The 19,471-nt window shown below is 42.0% G+C and carries 15 protein-coding genes and 1 tRNA gene; 9 read left to right on the top strand and 7 right to left on the bottom strand.

The window, feature by feature from the left end; translation table 11 throughout:
- Positions 1 to 8 precede the first annotated feature (8 nt).
- From ADJ67_02760 to ADJ67_02780, 5 genes are all read left to right on the top strand, one after another.
- Positions 9 to 956, top strand: coding sequence for a hypothetical protein (locus ADJ67_02760; protein AKT46707.1), 948 nt, complete (start codon positions 9 to 11; stop codon positions 954 to 956).
- A 62-nt stretch (positions 957 to 1,018) separates the two neighbouring features.
- A tRNA-Ser gene (locus tag ADJ67_02765) sits at positions 1,019 to 1,107 on the top strand.
- Between the two features lie 145 nt (positions 1,108 to 1,252).
- Positions 1,253 to 1,969, top strand: coding sequence for a hypothetical protein (locus tag ADJ67_02770; GenBank protein ID AKT46708.1), 717 nt, complete (start codon positions 1,253 to 1,255; stop codon positions 1,967 to 1,969).
- Between the two features lie 18 nt (positions 1,970 to 1,987).
- Positions 1,988 to 2,440 carry a hypothetical protein gene (locus tag ADJ67_02775; GenBank protein ID AKT46709.1) on the top strand — a complete coding sequence of 151 codons (453 nt, stop codon included), beginning with the start codon at positions 1,988 to 1,990 and terminating at the stop codon, positions 2,438 to 2,440.
- The gene (locus tag ADJ67_02780; GenBank protein AKT46710.1) at positions 2,440 to 3,570 is read left to right on the top strand and encodes a hypothetical protein; all 1,131 of its coding nucleotides are present in this window, start codon (positions 2,440 to 2,442) and stop codon (positions 3,568 to 3,570) included. The genes ADJ67_02775 and ADJ67_02780 overlap by 1 nt, the downstream gene beginning before the upstream one ends.
- A 73-nt stretch (positions 3,571 to 3,643) precedes the next feature.
- Here ADJ67_02780 and ADJ67_02785 read toward each other — a convergent pair whose 3' ends face one another.
- The 3 genes from ADJ67_02785 to ADJ67_02795 all read right to left on the bottom strand — a co-directional run bounded on the left by ADJ67_02785 (position 3,644) and on the right by ADJ67_02795 (position 6,658).
- A complete protein-coding gene (locus ADJ67_02785) occupies positions 3,644 to 4,438 on the bottom strand; it encodes a transposase (protein ID AKT47642.1) in 795 nt (264 codons plus the stop codon).
- A 23-nt stretch (positions 4,439 to 4,461) separates the two neighbouring features.
- Positions 4,462 to 5,025 (bottom strand): transposase, encoded by a 564-nt coding sequence (locus tag ADJ67_02790; protein AKT46711.1) that lies wholly within the window; start codon positions 5,023 to 5,025, stop codon positions 4,462 to 4,464.
- A 94-nt stretch (positions 5,026 to 5,119) separates the two neighbouring features.
- Complete coding sequence (locus tag ADJ67_02795; protein ID AKT46712.1) at positions 5,120 to 6,658, bottom strand: internalin; 1,539 nt, start codon at positions 6,656 to 6,658, stop codon at positions 5,120 to 5,122.
- A 281-nt stretch (positions 6,659 to 6,939) separates the two neighbouring features.
- Between ADJ67_02795 and ADJ67_02800 the strand changes: the two genes are divergently transcribed.
- Positions 6,940 to 7,407, top strand: a complete 468-nt coding sequence (locus tag ADJ67_02800; protein AKT46713.1) for a hypothetical protein — start codon at positions 6,940 to 6,942, stop codon at positions 7,405 to 7,407.
- A 94-nt stretch (positions 7,408 to 7,501) separates the two neighbouring features.
- Here ADJ67_02800 and ADJ67_02805 read toward each other — a convergent pair whose 3' ends face one another.
- The 4 genes from ADJ67_02805 to ADJ67_02820 all read right to left on the bottom strand — a co-directional run bounded on the left by ADJ67_02805 (position 7,502) and on the right by ADJ67_02820 (position 13,227).
- Positions 7,502 to 8,890 (bottom strand): tryptophan synthase subunit beta, encoded by a 1,389-nt coding sequence (locus tag ADJ67_02805; protein ID AKT46714.1) that lies wholly within the window; start codon positions 8,888 to 8,890, stop codon positions 7,502 to 7,504.
- Positions 8,891 to 9,296: 406 nt separating this feature from the next.
- The gene (locus tag ADJ67_02810) at positions 9,297 to 10,625 is read right to left on the bottom strand and encodes an oxidoreductase (GenBank protein ID AKT46715.1); all 1,329 of its coding nucleotides are present in this window, start codon (positions 10,623 to 10,625) and stop codon (positions 9,297 to 9,299) included.
- Positions 10,588 to 12,864, bottom strand: a complete 2,277-nt coding sequence (locus ADJ67_02815) for a NifH/frxC-family protein (GenBank protein AKT46716.1) — start codon at positions 12,862 to 12,864, stop codon at positions 10,588 to 10,590. Before ADJ67_02815 ends, ADJ67_02810 begins: the two co-directional genes overlap by 38 nt.
- 66 nt (positions 12,865 to 12,930) lie before the next feature.
- A complete protein-coding gene (locus tag ADJ67_02820; protein ID AKT46717.1) occupies positions 12,931 to 13,227 on the bottom strand; it encodes a metal-binding protein in 297 nt (98 codons plus the stop codon).
- 75 nt (positions 13,228 to 13,302) lie between these two features.
- Here ADJ67_02820 and dnaE point away from each other — a divergent pair, with 75 nt between their 5' ends.
- From dnaE to ADJ67_02835, 3 genes are read left to right on the top strand one after another with little or no spacing between them, the layout of a single operon-like run.
- On the top strand, positions 13,303 to 16,980 hold the full coding sequence (gene dnaE / locus ADJ67_02825) for a DNA polymerase III subunit alpha (GenBank protein AKT46718.1): 3,678 nt from the start codon (positions 13,303 to 13,305) through the stop codon (positions 16,978 to 16,980).
- 17 nt (positions 16,981 to 16,997) lie between these two features.
- A complete protein-coding gene (locus ADJ67_02830; GenBank protein ID AKT46719.1) occupies positions 16,998 to 17,957 on the top strand; it encodes a 6-phosphofructokinase in 960 nt (319 codons plus the stop codon).
- Positions 17,958 to 17,996: 39 nt separating this feature from the next.
- Positions 17,997 to 19,466: an MFS transporter gene (locus tag ADJ67_02835; GenBank protein ID AKT46720.1), complete on the top strand. Its 1,470-nt coding sequence runs from the start codon at positions 17,997 to 17,999 to the stop codon at positions 19,464 to 19,466.
- The last annotated feature ends 5 nt before the right edge of the window (positions 19,467 to 19,471 follow it).

Raw genomic sequence — 19,471 nt, forward strand, 5'->3', positions numbered from 1 at the left:
CTGCGTATATGAAGCATTATTTTTTTGTTAACCCTGTCGCGGGTAAGGGCAATCAGAGCAAAGAGCTGATTGAGGAAATAAAAATCGCGTTGAAGGACACGAAAAGTGAATCCGTGATAATTATGACTGAGCCAAATAGAGGGAGTGAAGCGATAGTAAGAGCTATTGCAGAGGGACTAAATGGTGAGCCTGCAAGATTTTATGCCTGTGGAGGCGATGGTACAGCTAATGAAATCGCATCGGCGGTAATAGGCTTTGATGGAATTGAGCTAGGAATTATTCCTATAGGTTCTGGCAACGACATGATTAGGAATTTTCAGGATGCTGGAGATTTCATGAGCGTGCGCTCTCAGCTAAATGGAAAGAGTAGAAAAGTCGATGTGATGAAGTACACAAGCAAGCTTGGGAATGAAGAACAAACGGGATATTGCCTTAATATGTTCAACATAGGCTTTGATTGTAATGTTGTTGAAACGGCTTTTAAGCTTAGAAAGAAAAAGTTCTTTGCAGGGGCTACGGCTTACCAGTCGGCCATACTGTTTAACTTCATCAAAAAGAGAGGTGCCTGTCTTGACATCTACGAGGATGGCGAGCAAATCAGAGAAGGAAAAATGCTTCTCTGTGCCATATCAAATGGATCTTATTGTGGAGGTGGAATAAAGTCATCGCCACAGGCGATAATTGACGATGGTTTCTTTGATCTTAATATAATAAACGATCTTCCAAGGCTAAAGTTCCTAAAGCTATTGCCTAAGTACAAGGAAGGAACACATCTTGAAGTTGATGGGATAGATAAAATTATATATGTGAAGAAGAGTAAGCAGCTCAGTCTAAAACCAAAGGGTACAAAGGACTTTGGCATCTGCATAGATGGCGAGCTTGCCCGCACTGAGGGTATAGATATTGAAATCTGTGAGAAAGCCCTAAGCTTCATTGTTCCTGTTGATGTGAAATAAACAGTATGATATAATGTTACGGTGGTTTGTGAACGGGGTATATCTATTTGCAAACCTTATTTGGAGAAGTATCGAAGTGGTCATAACGAGCCGCACTCGAAATGCGGTTGCTCGCAAGGGCACGTGGGTTCGAATCCCACCTTCTCCGCCAATTTTGTCCTCTTTTGAGGACTTATATTTTACAGTGGGGTTAGTGATTACTAACTTTTCAGCATAGCTCATAAAAAATCCGTATACTTACTTTGCCTGCGAGCTACAGGGGGAAGCAATAATAATTTAAAGGAGGAACTATACTGATGTTAGGTATGTACTGTCTTATAACAGTAGTTGTCTTAAGTTATTTCTTTAGCGACATTATCAAAAAATATTCTAAGGAGATTTATGCCATCGCAGGTGTGATTTCTATAATCTCAATATATCACGCGATTTTGAGACTGAACGGATATAATGTCCAATATGTTGATGGTCTTGAGCCATTTATGAGGTCTATATCCTCGGGCGCTCTAGGAGGAGCCTTTTTCATACTCGTAATGTATATGGGTACCTTCAGCATGAAGTACAAGGTATTTAAACAGCTTCGTAAGAATCGTGCAGAGCTTTCCATCATAGGCGGTCTGATGATTTTACCACATAACACATTTTATCTATTTCAGGCGCTTCTATTCACGCTTCCTAATGTGAATAAAATGAATGGAATTGCGCTTTGGACAAATCTAATGATGTTTGCAGCAGGTGTCTTTGCCATAGCAGTTATGCTTCCGCTACTTGTGACCTCGTTTAACTTTGTTCACAAGAAGATGCAGGCAAGCAAATGGAAGAATTTGCAGGAATTTGCATACATCTTCTATGCAATGGTATATGTGCAGGTAATGATGGTTTACATCGGAAGACCAGCATCAAATACGGTGACATTAAACATAGTGTTCTACTCTGTAATTTTCATCTCATACACAATTCTCAGAGTTAGAAAAGCCCTAAATGCACGCAAAAGAAAGCTAGCACAGGCAGTCTAGTGACGGAGGAGGATAGATATGAAAAATAAGTCGATATTAAGAATTCTCATTACGGCACTGATCTGCGTTCTAGTGGCTGTGGGAATAAGCTTTGGTACTACAACAAAGAAGGTAGAAGCAAGAAAGGTGCAGCCTAGGAAGACAGAAGCTAAGGCTGATAACAGCAAGAAGGCTAATGATTCAGCTTCAAATGGGGAAGCTGATGGATATAAGGACGGTAGCTGGGAAGGAACAGGAAACGGCTACAAGGGCGAGGTTAAGGTTCGCGTTACGGTCAAGGACGGCAAGATAACTGCAGTCGATATTCTATCAAATGTGGATGATGCAGCCTACTTTAACAATGCAAAAGGAGTTATTTCATCAGTTATAGAGCAGCAGACACCTAATGTTGATACTGTGAGCGGAGCTACATTCAGCTCAGTTGGAATCCTAGACGCCATCTATAACGCACTGGAGAACGGAGGTAATTAATGAAGAAAAGAGCAAATAAGATAATCGCATCACTTTTGATATTCGTGGTCTTCGCTGGAATTACAGGATTCAGTGTGGCAAAGACAATGAACAAGGATAATAAGGATATCGAAACCAGTAAATCACAGCATGTTCAGCAGAAGACTCAGGCTAAGAAACAGACTGAGCCAAGCAAACAGAAGAAGCAAAAGAAGAAGATAGAAAAGCCTAAGGCTGTTGCAAAGAAGAGTGCTGCGACTGGCCCAAGCGCACCAGCACAAAACTTGAATTTAAGCATCCAAGCTCCAAGCAATGCCAAGCTAAAAGATGGTGTTTACTATGGAAGCGGAACAGGTTTTGGTGGAAGACTGAGCGTTAAGGTAGTTGTAAGTGGTAACAAGATAGCTGATATTCAGGTGACATCCCACAGCGAGACTCTAAGCCCAATAAACTACTTTGCAAATGGTGCATCAGTTATAAGCAGAATTCTAAGTGCCCAGACACCTAATGTAGATAAGGTTACAGGAGCTACATATACGAGCAATGCGATAAAGACTGCCGTATATAACGCTATCAAGGATGCCTACGAGACAGAAGCTCCGCCTATCGTCGCACCAGTAGTACCAGAAGAAAAGGATCCTAGCGAGGATGTAAAGCCTGGTGATGATAAGAACAAAAATAAGGACGACGACAAGGACAAGAACAAAGACAACAAAGACGAGGAAAAAGATAATAGAACTGAAGAGGAGATTGCTGAAAACAAGCAAAATATCTTCAGAGGGGATGTTATCTTCCATGGAAAAGACTACGATTACGATGTTGTTGTAAAAGTAGAAATCAAGGATGGAAAGGTTGTCAAGCTTACTGACCACAAGACAAGAGAGGAACTTGATAAATCAAAATTTGCAGGAGCAAATCTCACCTTCTGGAACATCTTCCTAGATGCTAATGGCTTTGATAGATTTGAAGGAAAGACTGAGGCTGAGATTAAAGATGTTGATGCAGTTACAAATGCAACAGCAACTACGGATGGTGTTAAGCAGGCAATCATCAAAGCTTTTGAGAATGCAAAGAGAGAAGCAAAGTCCAAAGATAAGGACGTAAATAAAGATACTAATAAGGATAAAACAGAGTCAAATCCTGGCAAGTAAATATCAAAAAAATGACCCCTAAGTTCAATGAGGATGATATGTACCCAGAATCCTGGACACATTCATTAGCGAATTAAGCTGAACACATGGATGCGATCCTGTACTTTACAGGTGGCATCCATTTTGTTTTTGCTTGGATTCTTTTGTTATTATAATAATCTATATATTCATCAATAGCTTTTGAAAACTCTTCGAAGGAGGAATAATCTTTCTCATAGCCATAATACATCTCATTCTTTAGTCTTCCGAAGAAGGTTTCCATTATACAGTTATCATAACAATTACCTTTTCGCGACATAGACTGTACAATACCGTGTTTCTGTAAGGTATTTCTAAAATGGGCATGCATATACTGCCAACCTTGATCCGAATGAAATACTAAGCCTTCAACAGAAGGAAACTTATCAAAAGCTTTATCAAGCATTCTTTCTATCTGCTCAAGATTAGGGCTTTTGGACAAATCATATGAGATAATTTCATTTGTATTCATATCCAATACAGGCGATATGTAACATTTCCCCCATGAAAAGTTAAACTGAGATATATCTGTTGTCCATTTCTGCAATGGTGCTGTTGTACTGAAATCCCTATTTATTACATTATCAGCAATCTTACCTACTTCGCCTTTATAAGAATGATATTTTTCCTTTGGACGCTTACCAGCTAATCCTGCTTCATGCATAAGGCGTTGAACTCGCTTATGATTTACATGATATCCACGATTTAGTAATTCATGATAAATTCTACGAACACCATATCTATGCTTGTTTTCTTCAAATATTTCTCTAATAACAATCAGTAATTCTTCATTGCGATCAGCAACTACATCTGATTTGTTAATCTCGAAATAATAAGTTGATTTAGACAGGCCAATAGCTTTTAAGAGATATTTTAATTGGTATCCTTTTTCTCGGAGTTCTTTGATGATTGCTGCTTTTTCGCCTTGAGTTCCGCAGCCCATCTTTCGTGTCTCAAGGCGATTAATTTTTTTATTGCTTCATTCTCCGTTTTTAAGTATTCAGTTTCTGCTCTAAGACGAATTAATTCTTCACGTTCTGATGGGGTTAAATCAGTGGGTTTGGATTTCTTGCTCATGTTTGCTTCCTTCTTACTTTTTCTGCCTTTTTTGAGATTTAATCCTTCATACCCTTTAATTTTATATGTCTGAACCCATTTAGACAATAATCCACCCTCAATTCCTGCACTAATAGCAACAGATTTTTGTGATTCACCAGCAAGTACACGAGCTACTAACTGATATCTACATTCAGCCGAACGTTCTTTACATGTAGTTGGATGCCGAAGAGAATCAAGACCATATATATCTGCAATTCTTGACCATTGTACAATTCTTTTTCTAAAATTTTTTTGGCTTATACCTTCTGGTGTTTCAATCCACTGACCAGAGCGATATAGTTCTACAGCATTAAGTTTAAAAGCATAATTGTATTTCATACAAAAACCCCTTTCACTGGTTTTGTCCAGTAAAAGGGGTACATATCAGGAAGCTTAGGGGTCTACTCTTTGGGTCGATTATTGCGAAGTTTGATTAGCTCTCTTTTATTTTATTTCTCATATGAACTGAGATTGCAAGTCCTGCAGCTAGTCCCATGAGCATGATGTAAGGTGGTAAGCTTGATGAATCACCTGTATTTGGATTTACTGGTTTGTTAGGCTTTTTGTCCTTATTAGGAGCAGCATTCTTGGTGTAGATAGCATATACTGTCGTATCATAGTTTACGACTGTGCTTCCTGTAAACTTTGTTCCACTACCATCCATTGCAGTGTTCCACTCCTTGAATGTGTATCCTGCTTTGCTTGGGTCAGCCGGCATAGACTGATCTGTGAGGCTATCCGTGTCTATAGCTTTGCCTGATGCCACATTAACTACTGCATGAGTATTACCATCGTCTATGAATGTAACCTTGTTCTGATTTACTCTAAGTGAGTAGGTAATTAGCTCAGGCTTATTAGGATCTCCTGCCTCGTCTTTACCACTAGCAAGCTGCTTTGCAGCAAAAACGGTTGATATTCTAGAAAATGAATGATGGTCGTCATTTTCAATAGCTGAAGCATCTTGGTTTATAATTGCATTATTATCTGTGGTAAATATGTTTTCGTAAGCGCCATAAGCGTATCCGGTTACAGTGCTGTTCTTGTTCGTTTCAACTTCGGAAGTGACTTTTAAACCATTTATGTTTAAAGTAACGGAATTAACCTTCTGAATGTTTGCGAATACATCTTTTAACATTTCATAGTTAGCAGGGGCCCTAAGTCTTGCTTTGACAACAATTCTTCTGCCACCGTTCTCTTTTGTAACGGAAAGATCAAAGCCATCAATTCCACTCAGCTTATATTCTGTAGCATCTGTTGATTCTAGACCTTTAGGAAGATCTAAAACAAATACTAACTGTCCGTCTGATTGCGTTATAGCTGTCTCAGGCATATTGTCCTTCATCATGTAATACGCAGGGAATTCCGAATTTATATAAGCTATGAGGATTGTGTTCATCATTTTTTTGAATAGAGACATATCAAGATTGAAATCAAGGTTAATATCATCACCTATGTTGTGCTTAGCCACTTCTGTGCTTGATAGTCCTCTTTCGGTAATATCCCCACGAACATTATAATCAGTTATATTCTTAGTTAAAAGATCAGTCGAGTAGTTAAAGTTGTACGGGTTCCATTGCTTACCACCTTGCCATCTGTTAAGTGCAGGATCGCGAGGTTCCCTATGTGGTAAATCCTGCGCATACATATCCAAATTATTCAAGGTCTCCGAAACTTCCTCAGAAAGATTAGGATCACTGGAAATTCCGGCATTAGGGAAGCCTGTAACATAATCATAATTTAAGGTATTAACCCATTTAACTCTGCTGCCGGCAAAATAATCTGCCAAGTAGGAAGGGATGACAGCACGAAAGCCGCTGTCTTTGTACCAAACAAGTTCTGCCCAATAATTATCTTTTGTCTGCTCTTTGTATTCGCTTGGCATTTCCTCAGCGAATACGGCGCTAGGTATTGCTATCAATACCATGACAAGGCTTAGTGCGACGCACAAAAATCGTTTAGATGTTTTTTTCATTACCGTTCTCCTTAATAATTTTAAAATAAGTATGTAACTTATTCTGCAATAGTATCTAAATAATAATTAAAAGTAAATATATCAAATTTGCCTATGATTCATACTATCTTATATTTTATATTATATGTAACAAAAATTCAATTCTTAATTAACTATCAATTCTTTTAAAATTTTTCTTGCGTATTAGTAGGAGATTATGCTAATCTTTATAGGTTGAATGGATTGATTTTATATTTAATAATCGTAGTATATTGTGAACACATCAAAGGACGGAATACACTATGGGATTTATGGACTCATATAAACGTTTAGAAAAACTCTGCGGTGATATGCTTGAAGATGAGAGGCGGATTTCAGCATATATAGATAAAATGTATGAAAATGATAAAGGGTGGGATCTAGTACCTGGATGGGAAAGTGATTTAAAAAACCTTAAGTATTACAGGAGGATACGGAATAAGCTAGTACATGAACCGGATGCTTATGAAGAGGAACTGTGTGATACAGAAGATGTAGAATGGCTAGAAGATTTTTATTATAGGATTATTGACGGTGAAGATCCTCTGAGTAGATATTACAAAATTGTTCGCGCAAGAAATAGTATTAATAATGCATCTAGATATGGAATGGATACATCATCTTATGGTAAAAACAGTAATTCATCCTGTAGCAGTGGAATCTTAGGAACGATTCTGCTAGCGCTCTTTATTGCAGTAGTATTATTCTTTATGATACTTGAATATAATTAACGGAAGACATCGAGCACATAGTATCATATACGCATAAAAACGCCCCGAAAGCCTAGGCTCTCGGGGCTAAATTTATATTATAGTGTTTATCTTGTTATCCTTCGATGTTTGGTAGTGTAGCAAGGCTTGCTTCAATCTCTTCGTCGCTTGGTACGTAGTCAGTCATAACGCCATCATTGAACTTTTCGTAAGCATATAGGTCAAAGTATCCTGTACCAGTTAGGCCAAATAGAATTGTCTTTTCTTCGCCTGTCTCTTTGCACTTAAGGGCCTCGTCGATTGCTGCCTTGATAGCGTGGCTGCTTTCTGGAGCAGGAAGTATGCCCTCAACCCTAGCAAAGTCACGAGCTGCTTCAAAGACTTCAGTCTGTGTATAGCTTACAGCTTCCATCTCTCCCTGGTGGTAAAGCTCAGATACGATAGGGCTCATGCCGTGGTAGCGAAGTCCACCTGCGTGGTTAGGAGCAGGGATGTAGCCACTTCCGAGAGTGTACATCTTTGCCATAGGGCAAACACGTCCTGTATCGCAGAAGTCATAAGCGTAGCGACCTCTTGTAAGGCTTGGGCATGATGCCGGCTCAACAGCGATGAAACGGTAGTCAGCTTCGCCTCTGAGCTTTTCTCCCATAAAAGGTGACATTAGTCCACCGACATTGCTTCCGCCACCAGCACAGCCGATAATAATATCAGGCTTGATGTCGTATTTCTTCATTGCAGCCATAGCCTCCTCACCAATAATGCTCTGGTGGAGAAGTACCTGGTTTAGCACGCTACCTAGAACGTACTTGTAGCCCTCAGTAGTTGTAGCAGCTTCTACAGCTTCTGAAATAGCGCAGCCAAGGCTTCCTGTTGTGCCTGGATGCTCGCTGAGAATCTTCTTACCGATTTCTGTAGTCTCAGATGGGGAAGGTGTTACAGACGCACCATATGTTCTCATAACCTCACGACGGAAAGGCTTCTGCTCATATGAAACCTTAACCATATAGACATTGCAGTCTAGCCCAAAGTATGAGCATGCCATCGAGAGGGCAGTACCCCACTGACCAGCACCGGTCTCGGTTGTGACGCCCTTGAGACCCTCCTTCTTAGCATAGTAGGCCTGAGCGATAGCAGAGTTTAGCTTGTGGCTTCCGCTTGTGTTGTTTCCCTCAAACTTGTAGTAGATCTTAGCCGGAGTCTGAAGCTTTTCCTCTAGGCAGTATGCACGAACGAGAGGTGATGGTCTATACATCTTATAGAAGTCTCTGATTTCCTGAGGAATCTCGATGTATCTATCAGTATCATTTAGCTCCTGCTCGATAAGCTCATCACAGAAAACTGGCTTTAGGTCATCAAATGTAACTGGTTTACCTGTAGCTGGATTTACAAGTGGAGCTGGCTTTTTCTTCATATCCGCTCTGACATTGTAATAGTGCGTTGGCATTTCGCTCTCGTGCAGATAAATCTTGTAAGGTATTGCCTTGTTATTTGTGTTGTTTGACATTTTTTTCTCCTTCTGTCTTTTCATCAAAACTTGCGAAGTGTGAAAGGATGTATAAAACAAAAAACTCTCATCCCATATTCGCTGGGACAAGAGTTAAAATCTCCTGCGGTGCCACCCGGCTTGGCGTAAAACGCCCACTCCTTCGCATACTAACATATGCAGATATTGTTAACGAAGTATCTTCTCCGTCGCCCCTACTAGAATCCTCAAAGATGATTCGTTCAGTTTGCCCTCAGGAGGCCATTCAACAAAGCGCATACAGTCTGCAATCACACCATCTGCAAATCTCTCTTCTGCTGCATCTAAGCCTACTATTCTCCATCAAAGGTTTGTTAAATTAGATAAATACTAACACCAAAAAATGTGTGTGTCAACATATTTTTGATTTATTTTTTATGAAATCTTTCTAATAGAGCATGCCGTTTAGGATTTGCTCACATAAAAGAAGTCCACCGCCCATACCTAAATGTGATTTTTCAATTACATCTATATAGCCTAGTGATGGGAGTGCAATTTCAATTCCGCTGAATCTTTTTCCCTTAGCTCTAAGCATGGCAATGGTCTGTCCATCTGCAAAGACAAGCTCAGCATCGGTATCAAAAATATTCTTTTCGAGCGCTTCGCTAGAGCCATACTCCTTTAGAATATCCTTAAGCTTGGTTTCCTGCGCCGAAAGCTCAGAGGAACTTAGAATCTTATCTTTGAGTGCATCTGTTTCAGTAATAGATATGGAATCTGGGCTCATCCCAAAATAGCTTGTAATAAAATCCGTATATCCAAGGCACTGGGAAAGCGTGCCGTGTACGGCAAATTTAACTCCTTTTGGTCGCCCAGTTAAAGTATGAATCCTAGAGAGGTGGGAAAAACACTTCGCTCTTGCTCTTTCGCTTTGTTCTATATATGAACTCATATCACTTCTGAGAATGTCGCAAACCTTACTTACAAGATCTTCCATGGCCCTAAATCCAACGGGGAGACCATCGCATACAATATAGGGCATATCAAAGCGCGCAGATAGAAACTCTGCAGAATCAAGTCCGTAGAGACTATCGATGACTATATTGAGATCTGCACGAGGTATGTTTTCTATCTCACTTATGCTGGAGCCTGCACATAGGAAACAGTTCACATCTATACCGCAGAGAGAAAAAGCTCTTTTTAGCTCTTCCTTATCTCCGGCAAAGTCTCTGTGAAATATGGAAAGTCCAAGTATGTTTACGGTTTTACCAGCTAGTTTTTTGCCATTCCTTGCGAATTTTTCTAGCAGGATGCGGCAGGCTTTGATGTAGCCATCCCAAATAGGGAGGGAGTAGCCAGGGCTTCCTATGGAGATGATTTTTTTCTCGTCCCTGCTTGACTCTCTTACGATTCTTTCTATATCGTCACCGATAAGCGCAGCTCCAGGCGTGTTTACGATGGCAAGTAGATCAAAGTCAATTTCCTTTTCAAGAAAGGCTATTACCTCAGAAAGCTTATCCTCGCTGCCATAGACGTAATCGCGTCTATCTAGGAAGGTTGAAGGAACGCGTGGCTGTCCGAAATACCAAAATTCAGGGTATTCGAGCGGATCAAACTCCGGCTGCCTTATCATCTGATTATCAGATGTGGCTGAGTGATAGAACTTGCAGCCCGTTGGACCGTTCATAAGGACTAGACCATTTGATATTCCCTCAAAAGCAAAGACTAGCCCAGACATGCTATCTGGAGTAATACTTGTCAAATAGTTTTCTGTCATTGAGCCATTCTCCTTCCTTTGATTTACTGAAAAGCCTCGACCAACGCTCGACCATTTCAAGCCCTGTAAAGAAACCGTTATCTGGACACATTGGAATCGTGTCTGTGATATAGCTTTGCTCGCTTACAGGCTCGTAGTTTGAGAGGATGATGTCAGGCTTTAGCCTTTTGATATCAGAGCTTCTCTCATCTCTATCGTAGTTTTCTACAACCTCGATACCGTCTATTTCGGAAAGAGAGGAGCGGAATCCTTCATCCTGAGAGAAGTTTAAAACGCATATCTTTACTATTTTCATACCGCAGTCTAGGGCAGCGTTCAGTATCCAGTCGAGCTCGTGATTGTATGTGATAATCATGAGTTTTTTGCCTTCGAGCTTGGGCCTTACTAATTTCATCCTATTTTGATATATGATCTCGTTTTCCGATATTATGCTCTTTGCTTCATCGCTTGCATCAAAGTGCTTACCTAGGGCAAGAAGCCAATCGGAGGTTTCCTTAAAGCCGATAGGGAACTGCTTTTCAAAGAAGCTTGCGCCGTATTCTTTGATGAAGAAGTCTTCGAGTATTTTGCCAGTATAGTCGCGATATGCGAGCAGGTTTAGCTTTGCTGAGCAGAAATCACGCAGCGAAGCGTAGCTTGTGTTACATAGGAAGCGGCAGTTTACCGAGATGTTCATGCGAGCAAGGAAGGTTTTAAGTCTTTGAAAGTTCATCTCCGTGTTTCGGGCAACGACCTTTTCGAAGACTATGTTTACGGTCCTTTCTCTTTTTTCTACACTCCTATCTATTATCTGCTTTGCAAGCGAGGTGTACGCCATCAGCATTCCCTGAAGGTAATCTCCTGTGAGGTTACCTTCAGCTTTTACCGTTACTATCTTAGTTCTTTCGGTCGAAAGGCTGAGTGCATCGTCTATATCATCTCCAATTATGCCAGAAGGGCAGGAGCTTACTATGACAATGGCTGGTGGTGGCTCAGGTGAATCAAGGATTTTCTTGACCGTAGCTAAAAGATTTTCACTTCCACCAAAGACCATGTCTGTCTCAGTCATATCTGTCGATAGCACATTTGGAATCAAAGATGAAGGCAGTATATTTCCGCGTTCAAAGAGCGTTCTTCTTCCGGCAGAGCTTATCGTCTGTATGGAAAGATAGGTACAGCTCTTTGGGGAGTGTGCGAGAATTACTGCATCCTTGAGATTTGAGCTCATGGTCATGGCGCCATTAAAAGCGCAGCCGTGAAGAGGCTCATCCCTGATTACATTCTTTGATAGATAGGGAGCATCATAGTCGCTAGTGCTTTCTTCTTGGCCAGAGCTGATGCCCGTGCATGCTTCGCAAGGCTCTGCGGACTCACAGCTACAGGAAGGAGTGTCTTCCTCTTCTTGATTTGGCGAAGAAGATGCGCTGTGGCTAGCCTTAGTAATTGCACCTTCATTTGACAGAATCAAAGCCTCTAGATCATCATCTGTCAAAGGATTTGCGGCAAAGTGCTCAGTACCTTCGCATATCCTTTTCGCAATATCCTTAAAGATATCTGCTACAGGATTTTCCTCGTTTTGGGTGAGCTCAAGCACAGTAACATTAGCTTTTTCTGCGCGTGCGAAGATATCGTCTCGAGGGATTCGCGCAAATACGGGAAGCTTAACTGCTTCTGCAAACTTGTAAACTCTATCGTCTTCATTTTTGACATTTCGGCTGTTATATAGTATTCCCAAGAGTCTTGGGCGACTTTCGTCATAGTTTTGGATGCCGCGCAGTATATTGTTGGCTGCGTAGAGCGACATGTATTCACCAGAGGTGACAATAAAAATACTATCGGAATACTCCCTGCGTATCGGAACTGCAAAGCCGCCGCATACCACATCTCCCAAAACGTCGTAGACTATCATGTCGTAGTTATCTTTGATGTGAAGGGTTTCGAGGAGCTCAAAGGCAGTTATTATGCCCCTTCCAGCGCAGCCGACACCTGGCTTTGGACCACCTGCTTCTATGCAGCCGATTTTTCCAAAGCCCTCAAAGAGTATATCGCTTTTGCGGTACTCCAAAGGAGATTTTGTCTTTATATAGTCCAAAACCGTAGGGATGGAAAGGCCTCGCATCAAAAGCTTTGTCGAGTCGTGCTTAGGGTCACAGCCAATCTGGAGTATTCTTTTATTATTTAATGAAAGGGCTGCGGAGATATTCGCACTCAAGGTCGATTTTCCTATGCCTCCCTTACCGTATACAGCAATTTGTTTCATATTTATTCCTAAAAAGTAACCCGAGACCAAGGTCAATAACCTTAGCGCTCGGGAAATGTAAGCAATTTATTTTTTTTCACTGTTTCTTGCAGCTACAGCGATTATGTCCTGATAGCGCTCCAAAATTTTCTCGTAGTTACTTCTCACGTGTGGGAACATGCAGTTTGTACAATCCTTGAATCCATTTTCAGTGTACTGAAAGTTTCCGCCGCATTTGTCGCCGAGCGCATACAGAGGACAATAGCAGAACAAGCAGTTGAAATCCTCCGGTTTATTAGTCTTGTGACATGGGAAGAATTCACAATCCTTGTGCTGAAAAAACTTATAGTTTTCGGTAGTGGTATTAACCATATTAACCTCCATATTTCATTATCAAAAATAACCCGCCTATGGTATAATTTTATTAGTAAGTAATAAAGCTGTCAAGGAGACATAGAAATGTCATTTACACATCTTCACCTACATACAGAATATAGCCTTTTGGACGGCGCCGCAAGAATTGACGGCGTTGTTAAGCGTGCCAAGGAATTAGGAATGGACTCCCTTGCCATAACCGACCACGGAAACATGTTCGGCGTTATCGACTTCTACAAGGAGTGTAAGAAGCAGGGCGTTAAACCCCTTATAGGCTGCGAAATTTATGTGGCTGTTCGCAGTATGAAGGATAAAGATCCAGATTTAGATAGATACCAGAATCATCTTGTTTTGATTGCCGAAAACAACGATGGATACCGAAATTTGATTAAGATTGTATCAGAGGGATACATAAACGGATACTACTATAAACCGAGAGTTGACAAGGATGTCCTGAGAAAGTATAGCGACGGAATAATAGCTTTATCGGCATGTCTTGCGGGCAAGGTTCAGCAGAGACTTTTGAACAAGGACTACGAGGGTGCTCGTGCAGAGGCACTTGAGCTAGACGAGATTTTCGGCCATGGCAATTTCTTCTTAGAGATGCAGGACCAGGGTCTTGAGGAGGAATACCTCGTAAATCAACAGCTTCTCAAGCTATCTGAGGAACTTGACATTCCTCTAGTTGCAACAAACGATGTGCACTATATTAGGCAGGAAGATGCCGAGGCACATGATGTTCTTCTTGCTATTCAGACGGCTACAAGTATCGATGATGAGAGGAGAATGCGTTTTCCTAACGACCAGTTTTATCTAAAGAGCGAGTCTGAGATGAGGACAATCTTTTCCTTTGCTCCTCAAGCTGTAGATAACACTGCAAAGATTGCCGAAAGATGCAATGTCGAGTTCACCTTTGGTGAGTATCATCTGCCAGAGTTTGTTCCACCTGAGGGAAAGACCTGTGCAGAGTATTTGCGTGAGATTGTAGAGGCTGGCCTTAGAGATAGATACGAAAATATCGAACCTGAGCTAGTTGAGAGAATGAACTACGAGCTAGATGTCATTGAGAATATGGGCTATGTAGAGTATTTTTTGATAGTTTGGGACTTCATTAATTATGCGAGAAATAACAATATCGCTGTTGGTCCAGGCAGAGGCTCAGCTGCAGGAAGCCTTGTTTCATACTGCCTAAAGATAACGGATATAGATCCGATTAAGTATACTTTGATTTTTGAGCGATTCCTAAACCCTGAGCGTGTCAGCATGCCTGATATAGATATAGACTTCTGTATCGAAAGACGAGGTGAGGTAATCGAGTATGTTAAGCAAAAGTATGGCAGAGAGAATGTTTCTCAGATTATAACATTCGGTAGACTTAAGGCAAAGGCCGCAGTAAGAGATGTCGGAAGGGCGCTTAATCTCACATATGCAGAGGCTGACAGAATTGCAAAGGCGATACCATTTGAACTTAATATGACTCTTGAGAAGGCTTTGAACATAAGTCCAGACCTTCGCAGAATGTACGACGAGGACCCAAGCGTCAAGAAGGTTATAGATATGGCGATGAGAATCGAAGGCATGCCTAGAAATGCCTCAACTCACGCAGCTGGTGTAGTAATATCTAAGCTTCCGCTGAACGAGTATGTGCCGCTCTACATGTCAGATAAGGGCCTTGCGACTCAGTTCAACATGACAACCATAGAAGAGCTTGGCCTTCTCAAAATGGACTTTCTTGGCCTTCGTAACCTTACGATGATCCGAAATGCAAAGTCCTTGATAAAGGAAAACCACGGAGTAGACATAGATTTTAGCAAGATTGGCTATGAAGATCCTAAGGTATATTCAATGATTGCTGACGGAAATACGCTCGGTGTATTTCAGCTTGAGAGCTCGGGAATGACCTCATTCATGAAGAGACTAAAGCCGAACTGCTTTGAGGATGTAGTTGCCGGAATTTCACTGTTTAGACCAGGTCCAATGGACTCGATTCCAAAGTATATAGAGAACAAGAAAAATCCAGATAAGATTCAGTATGTAACGCCAAAGGTTGCAGAGATTTTAGATGTCAGCTACGGCTGCCTCGTCTATCAGGAGCAGGTAATGCAGATAGTTCGTGACCTTGCAGGCTACAGCTACGGAAGATCTGACCTCGTTCGTCGTGCCATGAGTAAGAAGAAAGCCGACGTTATGATGGAGGAGAAGGAGTGGTTCATAAACGGTAAGCTTGCAGAGGATGGAAGCATTGAAATTCCTGGATGTATCAGAAATGGTGTATCAAAGGAAGCTGCAGAGGCCATCTTTGATGACATGGTTTCATTTGCTGAGTACGCCTTCAACAAATCTCATGCAGCGGCTTATGCAGTGCTTGCCTTTGAGACTGCCTACCTCAAGAGGTATTATCCTGTTGAGTTCATGGCGGCCTTGATGACCAGTGTAATGGGCGATTCAGCAGCTATATCAAAGTACATAGCAAACTGCAGGGAAATCGGTATCGAGGTTCTTCCACCTTCAGTGCTTGAGAGTGAGCATAGCTTCTCAACAAAAGAAGGCAAAATCCGTTTCGGCCTCATGGCTGTCAAAAATGTCGGCGAGGGTGTCGTAAATGCGATAATAAAGGCAAGAGCTGGACGCGAGGCGCCTAAGGATATCTTCGAATTTGTAAATAACCTAGACATCAAAGAGGTTAATAAGAAGGCGATGGAGAGCCTTATTAAGGCAGGTGCCCTTGACTGCATAGATCCTAATAGAGCGGTACTTCTAGCCGTTTACGAGGATGTGATGGAGTCTGCACAGCAGAATGCGCGTAAGAACATTGCTGGACAGATGTCTCTATTTCAACTTAATAGCGAAGAGATGGGAAGTGGCAGTGTTTCGGGAAGGCTTCCTGATATTGCTAACTTTGATAAGGCTACGCTTCTAAGTCTTGAAAAAGAGATGACGGGCGTCTACATAAGCGACCATCCGCTAAACCAGTATAAGGATGTGATTGATAGGCTAGCGACCGTAAATACAACTCAGCTCGGAAGCAAGAGCCAGTCTGAGGAAGATGGCAATATGGACGGGATCAGCGAGATTCAGGACGGTAAGGAGCTTGTGATCATAGGTCTTATCGTGGGACACAGAAATCTTGTCACAAAGAAGGGGCAGATGATGGCCTTTGTGCAGCTTGAGGATCTTTATGGAGATGTTGAGGTCATAGTTTTCCCTAAGACATTTGAGAACTGTGCAGAGCTTTTAGCTCAAGACAATATCATAGTTTTGAGCGGTCATGCCGATGTGGCAGAAAGCGGTCAGGCGAAGATAATAGCTGAGCACATCGTCGGAATAGATGAAGCGGACAGGATAATTGAGCTTGTTAAGTCTGGAAGGTCAAATGGAAGGCAGTCAGGTGGGCAAAGAACATCAAGAGCTCAAGATGATTCTGCAAATGCTAGCCCTAACTCACAAGCTACTTCCTCCCATGAGGGAGTAAAGGCAATTTCGAGCGCTAGCGCTTTGACGGATGCTGTAAAGCTGAGAATACCGCAAAGCGGTGAGGGTATATCAGAGGCTGCTAAGCTAGAGGAAAAAGAGGTTCTTAGCGAAATCAGCAGGATAATGGCAAGGTACCCTGGAGATAATCAGGTGCTAGTATATCTCAGAAACGGAAAGATAATGTTATCGCAGCAGGCTTTAGTTAGGCCTAGCCTAGAGTTCGCCGAGGAAATGGCTGAGCTTTTAGGCCATGCGAATGTCAAGATAAAACATATTGCAAATAGCTAATTGGCGTAGGAGTTACTATGAAGATTGGAGTTTTGACCAGTGGCGGAGATGCACCTGGTATGAATGCAGCGATTAGAGCTGTGGTTAGATGCGGTATAGATGCAGGCATGGATGTTTACGGAATAAAGAGAGGTTACGAAGGTCTGCTAGATGGAGAAATCGAGCAGATGAACCTCAGCAGTGTCGGAGATATTCTTCACCGCGGCGGAACCATACTTAAGACTGCAAGAAGCGAAAGATTCAGCACTGAAGAGGGCGTTAAGAGAGCCAAGGTGATTCTCGACACATTTGGTATAGATGCACTGATTGTAATAGGTGGAGACGGCTCCATGAGAGGCGCGCTTGAGCTATCAAAGCTCGGTGCAAATGTTATGTGCCTGCCTGGAACCATAGATAACGACCTAGCCTATACAGATTACACCATAGGCTTTGATACTGCCGTAAATACTGTCCTCGATGCTATATCAAAGGTCAGAGACACAAGCTCTGCTCACGAGCGAAACACCATAATCGAAGTTATGGGAAGGCACTGCGGAGACATTGCTCTTTACGCAGGTGTGGGCGGTGGTGCTGAAGCCGTTTTGATTCCTGAGGTTGAGGCAGATGTAAACAGGGTTTGCCGAAAGATTCTTCAGGGTGCAGGTCGTGGCAAGCTTAACAGCATAATTATAAATGCAGAGGGATCTGGCGTAAGCTCAGATGAGCTAGCTAAGGAAATTGCTGATGTAACAGGCCGCGAGACTAGAATAGTAGTGCTATCATACCTGCAGCGCGGAGGTGTTCCAACGCTAGATGATAGACTTTTAGCAAGTCAAAGCGGAGCTAAGGCAATTGAGCTAATCCAAAACGGAATCAAAAACAGGGCAATTGGAACCGTAAATGGCAAGATACAGGCCTTTGAAATCGAAGGTGCGCTCTCAGAGAAGCCAGAGTTTGACCATGAGCTCTATGAGCTTATCGATGTGCTGAGCAAATAGTATGATGTTAAATAAAATTATTAAGTAAGGAATATAAATATGGGTGAAAAAATAGCGGGAAAGTACCGTGGCACCAGTGCGCTTACGGGACTGGTTTACGGAATGGCGGAGTTTTACGGAGGTGGTGCCTTTGTAATCATCAATACCTTCTTCATGGTATTTTTGACGAAGGCTCTCGGAATTCCAGCGGCTTGGGCTGGTGCAATTCCTCTTGCCGGCAAGGTCTGGGATGCGGTGACAGATCCGATAATGGGAAACATCACTGATAGAACGACTTCAAGGTTTGGGCCTAAGCGTTTTTACATTTTAATTGGTGGAATAGTTTCAGCAGCGACATTTGTTCTTCTTTGGACGACGATTCCAAGCGAGAGCAAGGTGGCGCTCTTTGTATATTACATCGTGATATACTGCCTGTTCTCTACGGGATTTACGATTTTGATGGTTCCATATAACGGACTTCTTCCTGACATGATAGATGACTATGCGATAAGATCAAAGTTTTCAACCATGCGTATGATATGGTCTACTCTTGGAGCTATCGCTGCCGGGATCATTCCAACTCTAATGATCAAAGATACTCTTCATGTTGATATGTATCTCAAGGTGGGTATTCTCTTTGGAATTCTATTCTGCATGAGCTCGCTCATAAGCTTTGCCGGAACATGGGAAAAGCTCAAGGAACCTGTTAAAAGCAGCATTGGAGATAGCTTCTCTCAGGCTGGTTCGGTATTCAAAAGCAGATCCTTTAGAATCTTTGTCGGAATCTACCTATCGGGACAGTGCGGCATGGATTTCGTCTCAGGCATGGCAATCTACTATGTTGATGAGGTGCTAAACGGATATTCTAAGGGCTATCTAACGATGCTCATGGGCGTTCTTCTAATTTCTCAGCTACTCGGCATGCTCGTGTTTGGCCCTATAATGACTAAGACATCAAAGAAGGCGACGATTTTGATAGGTGCGCCTATAAGAATAGTTTGTACGCTAGGCCTTTTGGCATTCTCATACGAGGGTGCGCCAATTGCTCCAATCCTTGCACTTTCAGCAGGTGTGGGCATAGGAAACGCAGCAACCTTAACAAGCATATTCGCTATACTTGCAGATATGGCAGATGTGGATGAGCTGATTACTTCGGTGAGCAGACCGGGAATTGTTTCAGGAATGGCAACCTTTGCAAGAAAAATCTCAGCAGGTCTTTCAGCTTGGGTTATCGGTCTTCTGATTTCATTTGCCGGCTACGATGCTGGTATTGCAAAGGCTGGTCTCAGACAGAGTCTTCACACCCAAAACGGCATAGCGATGATTTTCATATTCTTGCCAGTGATTCTCGTTACACTACTTTTGATCTTCGGATACATGTTCCCGATTACTAAGAAGGAATTTGAACTAGTGCACAAGGAAATCGCAAGAAGAAAGGGCGAGGACGATTCAGAAGCTACTGAAGAGGAAAAGAAGGTCCTAAAGCGAGTAACTGGTATCGAATACGAGCAGCTTTGGGGAAATAAATAGGAGAA

This window comes from Eubacterium sulci ATCC 35585 (genome assembly GCA_001189495.1).
Taxonomy (GTDB): Bacteria; Bacillota; Clostridia; order Peptostreptococcales; family Anaerovoracaceae; genus Eubacterium_B; species Eubacterium_B sulci.